At 70.7% G+C, this 18,677-nt stretch carries 10 protein-coding genes; 1 reads left to right on the forward strand and 9 read right to left on the reverse strand.

The window, feature by feature from the left end; all coding sequences use genetic code 11:
• Positions 1-171: 171 nt before the first annotated feature.
• A complete protein-coding gene (gene proB / locus E4U91_RS11885; RefSeq protein WP_137306827.1) occupies positions 172-1,296 on the reverse strand; it encodes a glutamate 5-kinase in 1,125 nt (374 codons plus the stop codon).
• 257 nt (positions 1,297-1,553) lie between these two features.
• Here proB and E4U91_RS11890 point away from each other — a divergent pair, with 257 nt between their 5' ends.
• Positions 1,554-2,948 (forward strand): polysaccharide pyruvyl transferase family protein, encoded by a 1,395-nt coding sequence (locus tag E4U91_RS11890; protein WP_137306828.1) that lies wholly within the window; start codon positions 1,554-1,556, stop codon positions 2,946-2,948.
• A gap of 143 nt (positions 2,949-3,091) precedes the next feature.
• On the opposite strand, the gene E4U91_RS11895 is transcribed toward E4U91_RS11890, so the two are convergent.
• From E4U91_RS11895 to E4U91_RS11930, 8 genes are all read right to left on the reverse strand, one after another.
• Positions 3,092-4,312 (reverse strand): glycosyltransferase family 2 protein, encoded by a 1,221-nt coding sequence (locus tag E4U91_RS11895; protein WP_137306829.1) that lies wholly within the window; start codon positions 4,310-4,312, stop codon positions 3,092-3,094.
• 289 nt (positions 4,313-4,601) lie between these two features.
• Positions 4,602-6,674: a hypothetical protein gene (locus tag E4U91_RS11900; protein WP_241678567.1), complete on the reverse strand. Its 2,073-nt coding sequence runs from the start codon at positions 6,672-6,674 to the stop codon at positions 4,602-4,604.
• 226 nt (positions 6,675-6,900) lie between these two features.
• A complete protein-coding gene (locus tag E4U91_RS11905; protein ID WP_137306830.1) occupies positions 6,901-8,400 on the reverse strand; it encodes a bifunctional cytidylyltransferase/SDR family oxidoreductase in 1,500 nt (499 codons plus the stop codon).
• A 424-nt stretch (positions 8,401-8,824) separates the two neighbouring features.
• Complete coding sequence (gene obgE, locus E4U91_RS11910; protein ID WP_137306831.1) at positions 8,825-10,270, reverse strand: GTPase ObgE; 1,446 nt, start codon at positions 10,268-10,270, stop codon at positions 8,825-8,827.
• Between the two features lie 156 nt (positions 10,271-10,426).
• The gene (gene rpmA / locus E4U91_RS11915) at positions 10,427-10,681 is read right to left on the reverse strand and encodes a 50S ribosomal protein L27 (RefSeq protein ID WP_067241160.1); all 255 of its coding nucleotides are present in this window, start codon (positions 10,679-10,681) and stop codon (positions 10,427-10,429) included.
• 14 nt (positions 10,682-10,695) lie between these two features.
• Entirely contained in the window at positions 10,696-11,016 is a 321-nt protein-coding gene (rplU, locus tag E4U91_RS11920) for a 50S ribosomal protein L21 (protein ID WP_004931419.1), read from the reverse strand.
• A 206-nt stretch (positions 11,017-11,222) separates the two neighbouring features.
• Positions 11,223-11,768, reverse strand: coding sequence for an SUKH-3 domain-containing protein (locus E4U91_RS11925; RefSeq protein ID WP_137306832.1), 546 nt, complete (start codon positions 11,766-11,768; stop codon positions 11,223-11,225).
• Positions 11,768-18,664 (reverse strand): polymorphic toxin-type HINT domain-containing protein, encoded by a 6,897-nt coding sequence (locus E4U91_RS11930; RefSeq protein ID WP_168218105.1) that lies wholly within the window; start codon positions 18,662-18,664, stop codon positions 11,768-11,770. Before E4U91_RS11930 ends, E4U91_RS11925 begins: the two co-directional genes overlap by 1 nt.
• Positions 18,665-18,677: the final 13 nt, after the last annotated feature.

Here is an 18,677-nt window from a genome sequence, read left to right on the forward strand (position 1 = left end):
CGTGCGGGACGCGTCCCCGAGACACGCCCTCCAGACAAAGTGGAGCAGGCCGCAGGGCTCCGTGGGGCGGTTTCACGGAACGTCCCCCACCGGTACGGGCCGTTCGACTCGCCGGAAGGACCCGTTCGACCCGGCCGTCGCCGCACGGCGCGCCGTCCCGGGCGGGGCCGGTCAGCGCAGGACGACCAGGTCGTCGCGGTGGACGACCTCCCGCTCGTAGGCGGGGCCCAGCTCGCGGGCCAGCTCGTGGGTCGAGCGGCCGATGAGCTGGGGGATCTCCTTGGCGTCGAAGTTGACGAGCCCCCGGGCGACCGGGCGTCCGGTGCCGTCGCGCAGCTCGACCGGGTCACCGGCGCTGAAGTCGCCGTCGACGGCGGCGATGCCCGCGGGCAGCAGCGACTTGCGGCGCTCGACGACCGCCCGGACCGCGCCGTCGTCGAGGGTGAGCGAGCCCTGCGGGGTGGAGGCGTGCTGGAGCCACAGCAGCCGGTCGGCGGACCGCTTGCCGGTGGGGTGGAAGTAGGTGCCGGTGTCCCCGCCGGCCAGGGCCTCGGCGGCGTGGACGGCGCTGGTGAGCACCACGGGGACGCCGGCCGCCGCGGCGATCCCGGCGGCCTCGACCTTGGTGACCATGCCGCCGGTGCCGACGCCGGCCTTGCCCGCGCTGCCGATCTCGACGTGCGCGAGGTCCCCGGGGCCGCGCACCTCGGCGATCCGGGAGGTGCCCGGCTTGCTGGGGTCGCCGTCGTAGACGCCGTCCACGTCGGACAGCAGGACGAGCAGGTCGGCGTGGACGAGGTGGGCGACGAGGGCGGCGAGGCGGTCGTTGTCGCCGAAGCGGATCTCGTCGGTGGCGACGGTGTCGTTCTCGTTGACGATCGGGAAGGCGCCCATCGCGAGCAGCTTGTCCAGGGTGCGCGAGGCGTTGCGATGGTGGGCGCGGCGGCTCATGTCGTCGCTGGTGAGCAGGACCTGGCCGACGCGGACGCCGTAGCGGGCGAAGGACGCGGTGTAGCGGGCGACGAGCAGGCCCTGGCCGACGCTGGCGGCGGCCTGCTGGCGGGCGAGGTCCTTGGGGCGGCGGCGCAGGCCGAGCGGGGCGAGGCCAGCGGCGATGGCGCCCGAGGAGACCAGGACGATCTCCCTCTCGCCGCCGCTGCGGACCTTGGCGAGGACGTCCACGAGGGCGTCGACCCGGTCGGCGTCGAGGCCGCCGGAGGCGGTGGTCAGCGAGGAGGAGCCGACCTTGACCACGATCCTGCGCGCCTCATGTACGGCCTGCCGTGCCCCTGCCACCGTGCCCACTGTCCCCTCGTCCGGCCGCCGGACCGCCCGGCGCGTGGCGCGCCCGGCGTGGTCCGCCTGTCAGGAAATCTACGCGAAGGGGTCGTGGCGTCGCGCTCCGGTCCACGCAGCGGACAGTGCCGAACCGCTGCCGGTGGGTGACCATTTGCTCACGGTTCGCGTACGGCAAAAAGGTTGTACGGGTTTCCGATAGTAATTAAAGGAAACACAAACTACTTTTGAAGTTTGTGTCTCCTACTGTTCGCCCTGTGAAGCGTCTGCTCCTGAGATCGGGGAAGAGCCCCTTCGACGTCGTACCCGTCGAGGAAGCCATCCACCGTGACGTCATCGGCACCAACTCCGGCAACCTGATCTTCAGTGACGCCGCGCACAAGATCCTCACCACGCCGGAGACCGAGGTCGTCTCCAACGGCATGCGGACCGACGTGTCCGCGGCCGGGCGGATCAACGAGGAGTACGACGCCTTCGTCATCCCGCTGGCCAACGCCTTCCGGCCGTCCTTCGAGCCCTCGCTGCAGCGGCTGACCCGGCTGATATCGAAGCTCAAGATCCCGGTGGTCATCCTGGGGGTGGGCGCCCAGGCGGGCGTCACCTACGACCCCGCCCGGCTGAAGGCCATGGAGCCCACCGTGCGCGCGTTCTGCGCGGCGGTGCTGGAGCGCAGCGCGTCGATCGGCGTGCGCGGCGAGTTCACCGAGCAGTACCTCACCGGCCTGGGCTTCAAGGACGTCGAGGTCATCGGCTGCCCCTCGATGTTCCTGCACGGCGACAAGCTGCCGGTCGAGAAGAAGGCGCCGGCGCTGACCGCCGAGTCGCGGATCGCGGTCAACGGCTCGCACACCGCCATGCGCGGCGGCGGCCTGCACCGCATCGTCGACCGCGCCCACGCGCGCTACCCGCACCTGCGCTACATCGGCCAGAACATCCAGGACGCCCGGCAGCTGCACTGGCGGGACGTGGACTCCGCGGCCGGGCGCATCACCGAGATGCCGACCCACCCCGACCACCCGATGTACCGGGAGGGCAAGGCCCGCGTCTACATGGACCCGGTGACCTGGCTCGAGGACCTGCGCGGGTTCGACTACTCCTTCGGCTCGCGCATCCACGGCAACATCGCCGCGCTGCTCGCGGGCACGCCGGCGACGGTGCTGGCGTTCGACTCGCGCACGCTGGAGCTGTGCCGCTACTTCGAGATCCCGCACCAGCGGCTCGACCAGACGCCGCCCGACACCGACCCGGCCGAGCTGTACGAGAAGGCCGACTTCGGCCCGCTGACCGGCAACCACCGTGAGCGCTTCGACCGGTTCGTGGCGTTCCTGGACAAGAACGGCCTGCCGAACACCTTCAGCCACGGCGACGGCGGCGAGGCCTTCGAGAAGAAGCTGCGGTCGCTGTCCTTCCCGCCGGGCGTCCAGCCCTGGAACGACACCGACCTCGCCTCGCTGAGCACCCGCTTCGGCTGGCTCCAGCAGCGCATCACCGAGCTGGACACGCACAACGCGCAGCTCAAGCGGGAGCTGGCGAAGAACCGGGTGGGCGCCAAGGCCCTGGCGCACGCCGCGCGGCCGGTGCCGTCGGTCTACCGCCGCGCCCGGCGCGCGATGGGCGGCCGCCTGCGCCGCGCCCTGGGCTCGGACCAGTGAGCCGGTAGCCGGTAGCCGGCAGCACGTCGGCGGCGCCGATCCCGCCGTCGGGCGGTCAGGTCGCCGCCGTCGCGCGGTCAGGTCGCCGCCGTCGCGCGGTCAGGTCGCCGCCGTCGCGCGGTCAGGTCGCCGCCGGCCCGCCCTCAGGCCGCCGCGGTCCCCCGCGGTGTCCCACGCCGCGGCGACAGCAGGCGGCGCAGCTTGCGGGCCGCGCGGCGGGTGAACGACGTCGTCGGCCCCTGGCGCCAGCCGGGGTACCCCTTGGCCTCGCGCGGCTCGGCGAGGTAGATCCGGTCCGGGACGCCCGCCGCCCGGGAGCGGAAGTGGGGGTAGGCCAGGTAGAGCCGGGTTCCGCGCTTCTCCAGCACCGGCTCCGGCTCCTCCTTCGCCTGGAGGAACCGCAGGACCTCGTCGAGCAGGTCGGGCCGCCCCGCGGCGACCAGGTGCAGCCGTAGCCGCTGCTCGACCTTGAGGCGGTGGGCGACGCCCTCGTTCCAGTGGGCGTCCAGCATCGGCCGGGCCAGCTCCAGCTTGCGCCGGCGCACCTCCTCGGTGTCCCGCAGGAACACCGGGCCGAACTGGGGCAGCAGGGTCACCAGGAAGGGCCGGACCATGAGCACGTCCCGCTTGGCGCCGGGCGGGACGAGCCGCTCGATCAGGGCCATGAGGGCGCGCGCGGAGTCGAAGCGCTTGAGGTAGCCGCCGGTCTTGGTGACGTGCTTGCCGTCGGTGCGGCCGACCAGGTAGTAGCAGGTGTAGTCGGCGACCACCGAGACGCCGTCGGCGCGCAGGTACGCCTCCAGGGTGAACACCGCGTCCTCGCCGGTCCACAGCGACTCGTCGAACCGCATCGCGTACCGCTCCAGCATCGCCCGGCGGAACAGCTTCTGCGCACTGAGCGTGAACTTGATGTTGGACGAGTAGACGTCCGTGCGGTCGAGGGTCTTGCCCCACATCGAGGTGGGCGGCTTGCGGTTGATGCCCTCGACCCGGCCCAGCACGACGTCCGTGCCGTTGCGGTCGGCCATCGCGACCATGCGCTCCAGGGCCTCGGGCCCGAGCCGGTCGTCGGCGTCCAGGAAGAACACGTAGCGCCCGGCGGCCTTGGACAGGCCGACGTTGCGCGGGCCGCTGGGACCGCCGGAGTTGTCCTGGCGGATGACGGTGACCGGCATGGGGACGCGGGCGGCGAACTCCTCCAGGTACGCACCGGTGCCGTCGGTGGAGCCGTCGTCGACCGCGATGACCTCGATGCGCTCGGGGGCGAGCGTCTGCGCCTCGACCGAGGCCAGGCACTCGACGAGGTACGGCATCGCCTCGTACGCCCCGATCACCACGGTGACGTCCGGCTGAGCGACGGTCACGCGACCCCCTAGTCCTGGTATGTGCGCCTCATACTTCTATGGCTACCTGATAGACGGGAAATCGTGGCGGCGCGTTCACTCACTCACTGTGACCCGGAGCACGCCAAGAGCACGCGAAGAGCAGGCCAAGGCCCCGCCAAATCGGGCGGCGGCGTGCCGCCGGGGCCGCCCGGACGCGCCGCAGGGCCCGGCCTGGGAGGGCCGGACCCTGCGGTGGGGCCGAACGGGTGACGCCGTGGCCGGCGCCTCAGCCGACCGGGAATCAGCCGGATGGGCAGCCGGCCGGGAATCAGCCGGCCGGGACCTCCTTGGTGCTCGTCAGCCCCGGGTCGTCGGTCGTCGCGGCGATCCGCGCCGTCTGGCCGGCGTTGCGCGCCTCCGACTTGAGGGCGAGGTCGGCGACCGCGGCGTTGAACCGCTCGACGGACGTGGGCTCGTCCGGTCCGAGCAGGTACTCCTTGAGCTCCTTGCGGCCCCCGGCCAGCGGATCGGCGGCCGGGTCGCGCACGGCGGACAGCAGGGCGTCCAGGCCCGCGGCACCGTTGTCCAGGATCACGGCGGCGCGCACCGCGGTGTTCTGCCGCTTGAACTCCTCCGCGCCGAGGCCCGCCGAGTCGGTCACCGCGTACGGCTTGCCGCTGGCGATGTAGTCGGAGACCACGCTGGAGATGTCGGAGACCATCGCCTCGGAGACGTTGAAGCAGTCGTACAGGCGCGGCTCGGCACCGGTGATCACGCGGTGCTCCCACTCCGGGAAGGAACGCCAGTAGGCGTCGTTCCACTCGGCGCGCAGCCGGGCGACCTCCGCGTGCCTGCGGTAGTCGACGAGCCCGTCACGGGCGGTCTCGGCCTCGTCGCCGCCGCCCTCGAACGTGCGGGCCAGCTCGGCCAGGCGCTGCTCGACGCGGGCCAGCTCCGCCTTGGCCGCGGCCTGGGCGGCGGTGTCGGGGGTGAAGCGGGGGTCCATGGCGCGCTCGGCGGCCGCCTTCTTGACCAGGGCCTCGATCCGGCGGTGGGCGGCGCCGGCGCGGGCGCTGCGGGTGCCGGTGAAGGGGTGCGGCTTGTACAGGACGCGGACCGGCGGGTCGGCGGCGACCAGGCGCTTGACGATGTTCTCGCCGGCCAGGATCAGCGAGGTGTTGCCGGGGTTGTCGTCCCAGCCCTCCCAGGTCGGGGCGTAGAGCACCGTCGGGACGCGGCCCGCCGGGGCCTCGCGGCGCGGCTGGATGGGCGCGAGCTGCGGGCGGCCCACCTCGACGATGTCCTCGTCGCGGATGCCGACGTCCGCTACGGCGTAGCGGTCGCGGCCGGCCCGGCCGGCGGTCCACACCTCGTCGTAGACCTTGCTGAACGGGTTGACGCTGGCGAGCTTGTCGCTGTCGCCGTGGCCGATGAAGACGTGCTTCATGGTGGGCACGCGCAGCAGGTGGATGTTCTTGCCGACGTTCGCCGCGTAGAGGGCGACCCGCACGGTGGACAGGTCCAGGTTCATCAGGTGCACTCCCCCGGGCACGCTGATGACGGGGACCGTGGTGGGGGCGAGCTTCTCCAGGATGAAGTGCTCGCGCAGCAGGACCAGCGGACGCGAGTCCAGCTGCTCCATGGTCTCCAGCCACATGTTGACCTGGTACGCCGAGTCGGCGGAGCCCGAGAAGTACAGCACCGTCTCGGGGCGGTACTCGCGCAGCCAGGCGCTGACCGCGGAGAGCACCTTGTCGGCCCGGGGCGGGACGCGCTTGGCGCGCAGGTACGGCACCAGCGCGAGGACGTACAGCAGGCCCAGGCCGAGGGTGACGCCGACGCCGGCGAAGGCCGCGGCGGCGGGGCCGCCCCCCGCCCAGACGAGCAGGCCCACCACGGCCGGCAGGTCCAGGTGCAGCACCTTCTCGCCGGCGTTCCGCAGCAGCAGCCGCGGCGGGGCGTCGGGGATGCGGACGCGCGAGACCAGGTCGACGTTGCGGGTCTGGACGGGCATCGAACGGCGCTTGCCGATCAGTGTCACCAGGGCGCCGTGCGGGGCCTGGAGACCGAAGAAGACCGTGAAGCAGGCGATGGCCGCGTAGAAGGCCGCCGCCTCGGAGAGGTCCAGGCGGGCCAGGAGCAGCACCAGCAGCAGCTCACGGACGAGGAATCTGATCGACAGACCCGCGCGCACCTTGGTCAGCAGCTCGATCAGGTAGCTGTGCCTGCGGTGGAGGTAGAGGTCCGCGAGGTACGTCACGGCGGCCACGGCCGCGAAGGCGGGGACGCTCGGGAGGAGCGCGGTCAGCATGAGGCAGGGGTAGCCCAGCATCATGAGGGCCGCCGCGGCCAGCTCAGCAGCGCTGCCCACACGGGCGACGCGGATGGCTTTGGTTATCACGGGGGAACCTGCTCTGGGAGGGGGAGGCCGGTCAGCCGGGTCGGGTGCGGTGTGCGGTTCTTCGGTCCTTCGATTCCAGCCGACCGGGGCAATACGGGGCGAATCGGAATGGACCCTGTGCGTCGGCTGAGAGATTTCGGGCGAGTTCTACGGATTCAGGCCCCTGCGTGCTCCGGTTAACGGGGAGCCACAGAGGCCTGAAATTCGTATGGCTATTTGCGGCCGATTATGCCACGCCGTCGTGCCGGTCCAGGACACCGGCCAGCGCCTGCTCGAACCCGGATCCCTGGCCCGCACCGGCCGTCGGGTCCTGCTGGCGGACGTCGATGACGTGCCCGGTGAGCTCGGAGAGCAGCACGTCGAGGGAGGTGCGGGCCACGGCCTCGGAGGACAGCAGGGAGCCCGCGGGCTCCTGCCCGAACGCCTTGGTCCGCATCGGGGTGGCCGTGCGCTCGGGGTTGATGCAGTTCACCCGGATGCCGTCGCCCGCCCACTCGTCGGACAGGGCCTGGGTGAGGTTCACCATGGCGGCCTTGGTGGAGGAGTACAGGCTGTACTCGGCCCGGCCGCGGGTGTAGCTGCTGGAGGTGTACAGCAGCAGCTGGCCCTTGGTCTCGGCGAGGTACTTGTAGGCCGAACGGGCGATCTGCACCGGGGCAAGGTAGTTGACCTTCAGCGCTTCCTCGATGGTCGCGTTGTCGGTCTCGGCCAGCTTGCCGATGCGCAGCACACCCGCGGTGTTGACGACGTAGTCGATGCGACCGGTCTCGGCGTACGCCTTGGACAGGGCGTCGTCGACCTCCTCCGGGTTCTCCACGTGGGTGCCGGTGGTGGAGCGGCCGAGCGCGTACACCGTGGCGCCGTAGCCGCGGGCGAGTTCGGCGATGTCCTTGCCGATGCCGTAGGAGCCGCCGAAGACGACGAGGGTGCGGCCGGTGAGCAGTTGGCGGTAGACCTCCTCGCCCTTCTGCTCGGGGGCGGCGGTGGAGGCCAGCTGGAAGAGCTTGTCGGCGATGAAGACGTCGACGGGCTGGGTGACCTTCATGTTGTACTCGTCGCCCGCGACGACGTGGATCGGCACGTCCGGCAGGTAGCGCAGGACGACCGTGCAGTCGTCCGTGGCCTGGAAGTTGGGGTCGCCGGCCGCGACCTCGTAGGCCCGCCGGATGGTGGAGAGCTTGAAGGCCTGCGGGGTCTGGCCGCGGCGCAGCCGGGAGCGGTCCGGGATGTCGGTGATGAACTCCCCGTCCTCGCCGTGGGTGCGCGTGACGATGATGGTGTCCGCGGAGGGGATGGCCACGTCGACGGCCTGGTAGCGCTCCAGCGCGGCGACGCAGTCGTCAATGACGCGGCGCGACAGCAGGGGTCGCACGGCGTCGTGGAACAGGACGTTGGCGTCCTCGCCCTCGGCCAGCCCCTCGCCCAGGACCGAGATGGCGCGCTCGGTGGTCTCGTTGCGCGTGGCGCCGCCCTCGATGATCCGGGAGACCTTGCGGAACCCCGCCTTGGCGACGATCTTCTCGACGTCCGGGACGTAGCCCGGCGCCATCAGCACGATGACGTCGTCGATGGAGTCGGCGTGCTCGAAGGTGGTCAGGGTGTGCTCGATGACGGCCTTGCCGGCGATCTTCAGCAGCTGCTTGGGGATCTGCAGACCCACGCGCTGACCGGTACCGCCGGCCAGGATCACTGCGGTCGTGCGGGGCTTGGCTATGTGCTGGGACACAGGGTGACCTACCTTGGGGCGACAGGGAACGGGGAAAGGTTCCCACTTGCGGTTACCGCGATGCAAGGCGAGCGTCCCTCCCTGGTTATGCGGGCGCCACCTGTCATTCACCTTCACGGGTGGTGCATTCCTGTGAGGTGCTGCACAGGGAATTCGTCACAGCCGAGATCACGAGCTTAACGCCGATCGGGGCGGCGGCACGCCCGCAGCCCACGCACCTCGCCTGCCCCGGGATGGGCCATGCACTCCTGGTGGGTGAAGATCGCCGCGCGGGTCGTCACGCGTTCTCCCCGTGCATCACGCGGTGTGACGAATGAAACGGGAATGCAATTGCGGGGAGGGCGGCGGCAGTCATTCCCCAAGGAATTCCAAAAGACCCGCTGCTCGGGCAACGGGTCTCTCGGGGCCGGGCGGGGCCGGGTGTCTAGAAGGGCTCGAAGCCCTCGAACTCGCGGCCTGCCTCGTCGTGTTCGGCCTGGCGGTCCCGGCGGCGCTGGGCCGCCGGGCGCGGGGCCTCGAAGCGGTGGTCCTCGCCACGCCGGCCGAGCATCTCGGCGCCGGACACGACGGTCGGCTCCCAGTCGAACACCACGGCGTTCTCCTCGGGGCCGATGGCGACGCCGTCGCCGGAGCGGGCGCCCGCCTTCATCAGCTCCTCCTCGACACCGAGTCGGTTGAGGCGGTCGGCGAGGTAGCCCACGGCCTCGTCGTTGTTGAAGTCGGTCTGGCGCACCCAGCGTTCGGGCTTCTCGCCGCGGACGCGGAACAGCGGCTCGCCGTCGACGTCCTCGCGGGTGACGGTGAAGCCGGCGTCGTCCACGGCCTGGGGCCGGATGACGATGCGGGTCGCCTCCTCGCGGGGCTTGGCGGCCCGGGCGCGGGCGACCAGCTCGGCGAGCGCGAAGGACAGCTCCCGCAGCCCGGTGTGGGCGACGGCCGACACCTCGAAGACGCGGTAGCCGCGGGCCTCCAGGTCGGGCCGGACCATCTCGGCCAGGTCCTTGCCGTCCGGTACGTCGATCTTGTTGAGGACGACCATGCGCGGACGGTTGTCCAGGCCGCCGTACTGGCGCAGCTCCTCCTCGATGATGTCGAGGTCGGAGACGGGGTCGCGGTCGGACTCCAGGGTGGCCGTGTCCAGCACGTGCACCAGGACGCTGCACCGCTCGACGTGCCGCAGGAACTCCAGGCCCAGGCCCTTGCCCTGGCTGGCGCCGGGGATGAGGCCGGGGACGTCGGCGATCGTGTACACGGTCGAGCCGGCGGTGACCACGCCGAGGTTGGGCACCAGGGTGGTGAACGGGTAGTCGGCGATCTTCGGCTTGGCGGCGGACAGCACGGAGATCAGCGACGACTTGCCGGCGCTCGGGTAGCCGACGAGGGCCACGTCGGCGACGGTCTTCAGCTCCAGGACGATGTCCCGCAGGTCACCGGGCTCGCCGAGCAGGGCGAAGCCGGGCGCCTTGCGGCGGGCGCTGGCCAGGGCCGCGTTGCCGAGACCGCCGCGGCCGCCCTGGGCGGCGACGAAGGAGGTGCCGTGGCCGACGAGGTCGGCGAGGACGTTGCCCGCCTTGTCGAGGACGACGGTGCCGTCCGGCACGGGCAGGACCAGGTCCTGGCCGTCCTTGCCGCTGCGGTTGCCGCCCTCGCCCGGCTTGCCGTTGGTGGCCTTGCGGTGCGGGGAGTGGTGGTACTCGAGGAGGGTGGTCACGGACTGGTCGACGGTGAGGATCACGTCGCCGCCGCGGCCGCCGTTGCCGCCGTCGGGCCCGCCGAGCGGCTTGAACTTCTCACGGTGGACGGAGGCACAGCCGTGGCCTCCGCTACCCGCGGCGACGTGGAGTTCGACGCGGTCCACGAAGGTGGTCATGTGGGTGCCTCCAGCACTTCGGTCTGCCGTACGTACGGGTGTTTCTCTCGGCGCGGGTGGTGCTGCGCGCCCTCTCCTGCGTAACACGCGAAAGGCGGACCCGCCTTCCCTCCCGGGAAGTGAGGTCCGCCTCGCGAAGAGTTTCGATCAGCCTGCTCAGGCGACCGGAACGATGTTCACGACCTTGCGGCCGCGGTGGGTACCGAACTCCACCGCACCGGCCTGCAGCGCGAACAGCGTGTCGTCGCCGCCGCGGCCGACACCGGCGCCCGGGTGGAAGTGGGTGCCGCGCTGGCGGATCAGGATCTCACCGGCGTTCACGACCTGACCGCCGAAGCGCTTCACGCCGAGCCGCTGGGCATTGGAGTCGCGACCGTTCCGGGTGGACGATGCGCCCTTCTTGTGTGCCATCTCTCCTCAGTCCCTTACTTCGCAGCCGCGGGGATCTCAGTGACCTTGATCGCCGTGTACTGCTGGCGGTGGCCCTGACGACGACGGTAGCCGGTCTTGTTCTTGTAGCGCAGAATGTCGATCTTCTGGCCCTTGTGGTGGTCCACGACCTCGGCCTGGACCTTGATGCCGGCCAGCACCCACGGGTCGCTGGTCACGGCGTCGCCGTCGACAACGAGCAGGGTCGAGAGCTCGACCGTGTCGCCAACCTTGGCGGTGGAAATCTTGTCAACCTCAACGATGTCGCCGACAGCAACCTTGTGCTGGCGGCCACCGCTGCGCACGATGGCGTACACGCGGATCTCTCTTTCGCTCGGAGAACGGCACCCCCGCAGGCCAGCCGCCCGGCGCACGGGCAGCCTCTCCGGACCGACCCGTGGGGGCCTGCCCGGAGGAAGAAGGTTTACGGGGATGTGACGCGTCAGGCGACACGCCGAGGGTCAAGGCTACGGGGCCCGGCTTGAGGGGTCAAACCGGGCCCCGCTCGTGACGCTTTCCCCCGCTAGGACGCGTCCGTGGTATCCACGGGCGAACCAGCCCCGGGCCTGGGCCACGGTTTCACGCCCTCCGGGGCGTGGACGCAGACCAGCGGGCGGTCAGCACTGACCATGAGGTCCAGGGCTTCGCGCGTGGTCTGTCCCAGGCTCCAGATGAGGCCATTGGCGTAGGCGGCCATCGCCCCGTCCTGCCCCATGAAGACGTGCGAGTAGCTGAGCCACCAGCCGATGGGGAACCACGACCCGCCGAGGACCGAGGCGATCACCGCGGCCTCGTCCTGGTGCCGACGCCCGACTCCCACCGCGTCGACGAGGAGTGGCTCGCCGTTGACGAAGTTGGGGCCGTCCTCCCGGGAGGGGACGATCCTCAGACCTCCGAAAGCCGCCAGGAACTCGGTGGCCGGTGGGCTCGGAACGTATCCCAGTTCCTCCAGCGCCCGGGCGTCGGAGGAAACGTCGATCCGACGCCCGGGGTGCCAGCCCGCCAGCCGGAGGGCAGCGGCCGTTTCCGGTTTCAGCCCTGAGACCGGATCGGCGGGTCCGCCGCTCATCAGTAGTCCACCCCCAGGCTGTCCATCACGCGTCGGCAGGCCTTGCACGGTGCGGCCGGAGACCCGTGGTCTCCCTTGGCCGTGTCGCTCACGTGCACCGTGGTCATCCTCCCACCCCGGATGCCCGTCGCGCCCTCTCGTGCGTAGGCCTTGCTCAGGCACTGCATCTCGGCGCACCCGCCGTTCATCGGATGACTCTGCTCTTCGAAGATCTCCGCCATCTCGTCGGGGGCCGTGACGGGCTCCTTGTTGTCGGACCGGTAGACGTGACCGCTCTGGGACTCGTACTCGGCAGCGAAGTCGCTCCCGCGCATCTCCCCGGCATCGGCCTGCGCCTCCAGTGATGCCTCGCCGCAGTTGTGGACCAGCAGCGGGGCCGGCCCGGCGAACACGTAATAGGTGTGGACATCCGCGACCGTCAGGTCGTGCGTGCGCTGGCGGCGGTCGAAGTCGCGGGTGGCCGTGAGGGTGACCGCACTGCCGTTCGCGGTGTGGAGACGCATGCCGGGCGTGAGGTCCCCGGCCTCCACCCAGGCCCGCTCGGAGTCCACCCAGAAGGGGTGGGTCGTCGTGGAGACCAGGGTTTCCGGCTTGCCCGACGCGGTCTTGATCGTCAGGTCGACGAAGTGCTTGTCGTCCTCGGTGACGATCGTGCCGACGACCTCGCGGACCTTGGTGGCACCCGTCTTCGGGTCGGTCACGACGACCTTGTCGCCGAGCCTGACCTTCTCGATCTTCTTGGTCTTCCCGCCGGCCAGCAGCACCTTCGTGCCTGGCAGGAAGCTGTGCTTACCCCCGATCGGGCAGGAACCGCCGCCGCCCTCCTCGGTCTTCTTCCTCTTCTTGAGGGCCTCCGCTGCCTTCTTCTGGGCCGCGGCCAGTTTTTCCGTCGCCTTGGACAGGCCCAGGCGGGCCTTGCCGACCGCCTTGTTGGCCTTCCAGAGGCCCTTGACGCCGCCGATCAGGTCGCCGACCAGGCCGGTCACCCGCTTGGCGAGCTTGATGCCCTTCGCCCACTTCCACGGGGCGCCGTACTTGGCGAGGATCTTGCCCGCCAGGCCGCCCGCGAAGCTGCCCGCGATGTTGAGCAGGGTCTCGCCGCACGCACCGACGTCACCGCTGGAGATGCAGTCCAGCGCCGCGTCCACGCCCAGGATGTCCCGGGCGATCTTGACCAGGGCCTTGCCCGCGGACTTGATGCGCTGCTTGGCGGAGGACTGCTGCATCTGCGCGCCGGCCAGCTCGGAGGCGGCCTTGCTGGTCTCCTGCTGCGCCTTCTGCACACCGGGGTCGACGTCCGTGACGGGCATGCCGCCCCGGCACTCGATCAGACCCTCCCGGCACTCCGGGATGATCATGCCGCTCGGGTCGGCGTGCGTGACCGGTGAGTTGTTCGCGTAGGCGTAGCCGTTGATCTGCTGCGGCTGCGTGACGTCGATGATCGGGTCGACCGAGATGAACTTGCCGATCACCGCGTCGTACTCGCGCGCCCCCAGGTGCGTCAGGCCGGTCGAGGCGTCGATCGTGCCTCCGACGTAGCCCTTCTCCCCCGGCCACACGCCGGTCTTCTCACCGCGTTCGACACCGAACGGGTCGTAGCGGCGCTGGCTGACCGCTCCGGTGGCCGCGTCGATCGCCACCTCGCCCGTCCCGTGGTGGTCGGAGGCGATGAAGGAGACCTTGTTCGCCGTGCGGACCGCGACGGACTGGCCGGCGAAGTCGTAGTAGCGGGTGGTCTCCGTCTTCGTGCCATCTGCCGACAGCTTCAGCTCGGTGCCGGGCAGGTAGACGGTCGTGCCGGTCGGGTCCTTGCGGACGAGTCGGCTGCCCGAGCCGTCGTAGACGTAGCTGGTCTTCGAGCCGTTCGCCTCGGTGACCTCGCTGAGCTTGCCGGTGTCGTCCCACAGCAGGCCCTGGGCGTTGCCGCCGAGGGTGCGCTTGGTGGTGTTGCCGGAGTCGTCGTACTCGTAGGACGACAGCCGGTCGCCGGTCGGGGTCTTCTCGGTGATCTTCGTGACCTGGTGCGGGCCGTCGCCCGCGGCGCCCGCGGTGCCGTACTCGTAGCTGCGGGTGATGTTCTTCGCCGCGTCCAGGCCGGTGTCGTGGACGGTGTCCGAGACGCGGTTGCCGATGGCGTCGGTCTCGTACGACTTCCAGTACGGGGCCGGACCGCCGAGGGCGCTCGCACCGGCGGCGGCGTCACAGGCCGAGGGGCCCGTGCCGTCCACCGGGGTGGTGGAGCCGCGGGTACCGGTGCCGGCGGCGGTGGCCGCCGTGGCGGCCGGGGTCCAGGCGTCCGCCAGCCGCTGCCTGCCGTCGTAGGCGAAGCACTGCACGTCCGGGGCCGCGGAGTTCGCCGTGTCCGCGATGGACAGGACGTTGCCCGCCTGGTCGTAGGAGTAGCGGGAGTCCTTCGCCGGGGCGGTCGCTCCGTAGACGTCGACCAGCGAACGGGTCAGCCGGTCGGTGCCCTTCTCGTAGTTGTAGGTCTGCCAGACCTTCTTCCCGCTGCCCGTGGACAGCTCCAGCTGCTGCACGAGGCTCTTGCCGGAGTAGACGGTGTTCGTGACGTACGGCGTGGAGCCCGTCATCGTCACCGGGCGCTGGAGGTCGTCGTACGTGTAGGTCAGCGCCTCGGCCGGGAGGTCACCGATGGCCGGCATCGTGGTGCCGCGGACCGTGCCGTCCCGGTTGTACGACGTGGAGAAGACGTACGTGCCCGCGAGGGACCCCTGCGAGGCGGGGACCTGGTAGGCGGTCTTCAGCGGACGGTAGAACTCGTCCATCGACTGGATCGCCGTGGCGAAGTACTCCGTCGGGGAGGTGTAACTCAGGAAGCCGTAGGCCTGGCCGAGCCACCCCGCCTTGTCGTACTTGGTCTCGCTCAGCTTGGTGCCCGTGCCGGGGTCACCCTGCCAGGTGGACTCCACGCGTCCGAGCTTGTCGTAGACCGTCGAGGTCTTCTTCTGCCGGCCGTCGTACGCGACGACGGGGCGGTCCAGCTCGTCGTACTCCGTGCGCGAGGTGCCCGCGTCCGGGTCGATGCTCCTGGTCTTGCGGCCCAGCTGGTCGTACTCGTACCGCCACACGTTGCCCTTGGCGTCGGTGACCGTCTCCAGCAGGCCCTTGGTGTTGTAGGTGTACTTGGTGGAGTCGTACGGCACACCCGCGCCGGGCGAGGAGCCCCGGTAGTGGCGGATCTCCGCCACGTTGCCCTGGTCGTCGGTGACCGTCGTGGTGGGCACCCCGCCGACGGGCGGGTCGACATGGGTCAGCTCGCCGTCGTACCTGGTCGTGGTACGCCACTGCTCGGCGCCGGAGACCGCGAAGATCTGGGCCGTGGAGCGCCCGACCCCGTCGTACTCCAGCAGGCTCTGCGCACCGACCTGACCGTTGCTCACCAGCAGCAGTTCGTCGGAGACCGGACCCGCCGCGTTGTACGTGGAGTTCGTCTTGCGGACGTTGCCCGTGCCGTCGTACCAGGTGTCCGCGACCATGCGGGTGCCGTCGGGACCCTCGGTCTGGATCTGGCGGGGGCGCAGGAGGCTGTCGTAGAGCTGGTACTCGGCGCCGTAGGAGCCGTCGTTCTCGACCTTCTCGGTCTTGATCGCGGTGACCTTGTCCTTGCGGACGGTGTAGCCGTACTTGATGCTCGGCGTCTGCGTCGAGGCGCGGTCCGCGAGCCACACCGAGGTGAGGCGGCCCAGGGCGTCGTACGCGAGGTCGGTCCGCTTGCCGTTCGGGTCCGTCTGGCCCTGCGACATGCCCCAGGCGGGGGCGTAGTCGGTGGTCGTGACGTGGCCGAGGGCGTTGGTGACCTTGGTCTGCGTCAGCAGGCCGTTGGTCTCCGTGTAGGCGGTCTTGGTCTCGTTGAGCTTGGCGTCCTTCTGGGACGTCGGGCGGCCGTACGTGTCGTAGGCCGTCGTGCCGGTGACCTGGTACGTCGCGGTCGTGCCGTCGTGGGCCGTCATGCGCTCGGTCTTCGTCGCGTCGCCCTTGGTGGGCGCCGCGCCGAAGGCGAGGTTGTCGTACGAGGTGCGCTCGTCCGCGAGGACCTGGGTCTTGCGGTCCGGGGTGGCGGAGCACTTCACGGAGACGGACTCGACCCGGGACGGCAGCGAGAGGATGTTCTTCGCCGTGTTGTCCGCGTACGTCGTGCGGGTGCAGGAGTCGTCCTTGGCGGACGCGACGTCACCGAGGTCCTCGACCTGGGTGACCCGGCCGCCCTTGGCGGCGTCGTACGTCGTGGTGGACTTCGTCTCCTGCCAGGTCCCGTCGGACTTCAGGCTGAAGCCGCGGCCGACCTGGGAGCGGACGACCGCCGCGCGGGTGGTGCCCCAACTGCTCTTCTGGGTGGCGGTGTACGCCTTCCACGGGGTGTCGATCGTCTTGGAGATCAGCTTGCTGCCGTCGTACGTGGCGGCCTCCAGCTGGTGGCCGGTGAACTCCTCGTCGTCGGTGTACGTGGCGCCCGTGGAGTCCTTCACGGTCACCGAGCGGGTGCCGCCGGCCGGGTCGGCGTCGCCGTCCATGCCCTGCAGGAACGTGTAGTCGATCCGGGTCTTCTGCACGTCGGACGTGCCGCTGGTGACCTTGACCTTGCCGTAGCCCTGCCAGCCGCCCCAGGTCAGGTACTTGGCGTCGGTGATGCCGTCCGGCTTCGCCTTACGCCAGGCCGCGTCGCCCTGGTAGTCGTAGCGGGTGACCATCGAGTCGCTACCGCCGGTGCGGTCCGTCTCGATGACCGCGGAGACCACGTACTTGTGGAACCAGTCGGTGATCGGGTCGACGTAGCCCGGCGGGGCCCACTTCACCGGGTAGCAGCGCTTGGTCGACTCGCCCGGCTTGGGCAGCGCGGACTTGGTGCAGTCGGTGGGCGCGTAGGTGACGTCGAGCTGGGCGCCGGTCTCACTGAGCACCATCGACAGGCGGAAACGGAGGAACGGCGCGATGTTGTCGCCGATCGCGTCGACGCGGTTGGCGAGCTGCTCGCCGAACAGGTCGACGGAGGGCAGCTTGACCGCCGTGCCGGCGCGGCCCTCGTGCTCGATCTTCGACAGCCACAGCGTCTTGGAGTCGTCGCCGTTGTCCGTGAACAGGTGCGTGAGGGTCCAGGCGTCCACGTCCTGGTAGGTCGTGGCGTCCTTGCGCATCTGCGTGACGATCGACGTCAGCCGCTTGGTGGTCCAGAACGTCTGCACCGGCATGGTGCACTTGGTGCCGGACTTGCACTCCTGGTCGACCGGGACGTCCGGCCAGCGGGCGGCGTTGGCCTTGGTGCGCTTGCTCTCCGCACAGTCGAAGTCGGCGTCGGGCAGGCAGCGTTCGGCGGTGTTGAACACGATCCGGGCCGGCGCCTTGGCGGCGTAGACCTGGCCGTCGCGCTGGCCGTAGTCGATGCGCTTGAGGTAGCCGCCGCGGTGGTACGCCGTGCCGTTGACGTCCGTCTTGCCATTCAGGGCGTAGTAGTTGGTCTCGCGGTCGTAGAAGTAGGACATCACGTTGCCGTGGGTGTCCTTGACGTAGTCCAGGCTCCAGCGCCAGGCCTGCTGGCAGTGCGCGCTGGTGAACGTGGCGTTGTAGCAGGGCTCGCCGGAGTCGTCGCCGAACACCGGCGCGGTCCAGGTGGAGTTGGTCTCCTCGTTGCCCGAGGTCCAGCCCGGCAGGCGGTTCTGGCCGAAGTAGTACTCGGTGCCGTCCGAGGTGGTGATGCGCCAGTACTCGCCGTCGTTGTCGCCGTTGGTGGCGCCGGTCAGCTTCTCGACCTTGCTGCCGTCGTCGGACGACATGTGCCACTCGCCGGTGGTGTCGTCCTTGACCAGCTCACCGGCCGAGCCGTTGAGCATGACGGTGGCGTTGTCGAACGCCCAGCACTGCTCGCCGGAGCCGCTGTGGCCGTCGTCGGAGCAGGGCTTGTAGCGGCGCTCGACGTAGCCGGGGTCGTAGGAGAAGCCCTCACCGATCCACGAGCCCTGGTTGTTGGTCGCGGAGGTGCGGCCGTCCGCAGACTGCGAGGAGTAGCCGAGGCCCACGGTGGGGACCAGGCCGCCCGGCGTCGGGACGGAGCGCAGCGGGTAGTTCCAGTTGAACGCGCCGGAGGAGGTGGCGACGCTCCAGCTCGCGGAGGGCGCCAGCGCCGTGGCCTGGTAGGTGCCCTGCGCGGAGGACGGGCCGGCCGCGACGGCGACGAGCGAGGTGGCCGTGCCGGCCATGGTGGACACGCCCTCGGCGGCGGCCGGGGCGGCGGTCACGTCGGCGGAGACGGTGCCCTTGCGGACGTCGTTGACCGTGGGGAGCACGGTCGGCTGCTGCGGGCAGTCCTTGCTGCCGGGCGCGGCGAGGGCCGCGCACGCGGGGAGCTGGACGAGCCGCAGCCGGGAGGCGTAGGAGCCGCCGAAGCCCTCGGCGAAGCGCGAGTAGTCCACGCTGAGGCGGACCTTGCCGGAGCGGGCGCCGCCGTCGGCGCGTGCCACGCCGAGCAGGACACCCGCGCCGAGCCGGGCCGCGCGGGCCGGGTCGAGGACGTCGACGCGGACCTTGCCGGGCGCGGGGGCCGCGGCGGCCGCGCTCTTGGCGGCCTTCGGCTTCGCGGCGGGCGCGCCGACCGTCACGGGCAGGCCGCCCGCCTCGGTGGTGGCTCCGAGGGCCACCTCGGCGCCGCCCCGGTGGGGCCACACCGCCTTGTCGAGCCCCTTGACCGCGGCCTTGTGCGCCGGGTCGGAGGGGCGGGAGGTGGATCTGGCGTCGCGTCCCTTGGCGGGATCGCCGTCGTCCTGGACGCCGGGGCGGCTGGTGCGGCCCCGTGCGCCGTCGTCGAGCACCGTCGCCTGGACCGACGACGCGGACAGGGCGAGCGAAAGCCCGATCACTGTCGCGACGACCGTCCGTCTGGGCATGCGGCGGCTCAGT

This window comes from Streptomyces lasalocidi (assembly GCF_005280215.1).
GTDB classification, from domain to species: Bacteria; Actinomycetota; Actinomycetes; order Streptomycetales; family Streptomycetaceae; genus Streptomyces; species Streptomyces longwoodensis.

What these genes read in the sequence shown, in the direction of transcription:
- obgE (WP_137306831.1), bottom strand. Translation starts at nt 10,270, where the DNA reads ATGACCACCTTCGTGGACCGCGTCGAACTCCACGTCGCCGCGGGTAGC.
- rpmA (WP_067241160.1), bottom strand. Translation starts at nt 10,681, where the DNA reads ATGGCACACAAGAAGGGCGCATCGTCCACCCGGAACGGTCGCGACTCC.
- E4U91_RS11930 (WP_168218105.1), bottom strand. Translation starts at nt 18,664, where the DNA reads ATGCCCAGACGGACGGTCGTCGCGACAGTGATCGGGCTTTCGCTCGCC.
- E4U91_RS11925 (WP_137306832.1), bottom strand. Translation starts at nt 11,768, where the DNA reads ATGAGCGGCGGACCCGCCGATCCGGTCTCAGGGCTGAAACCGGAAACG.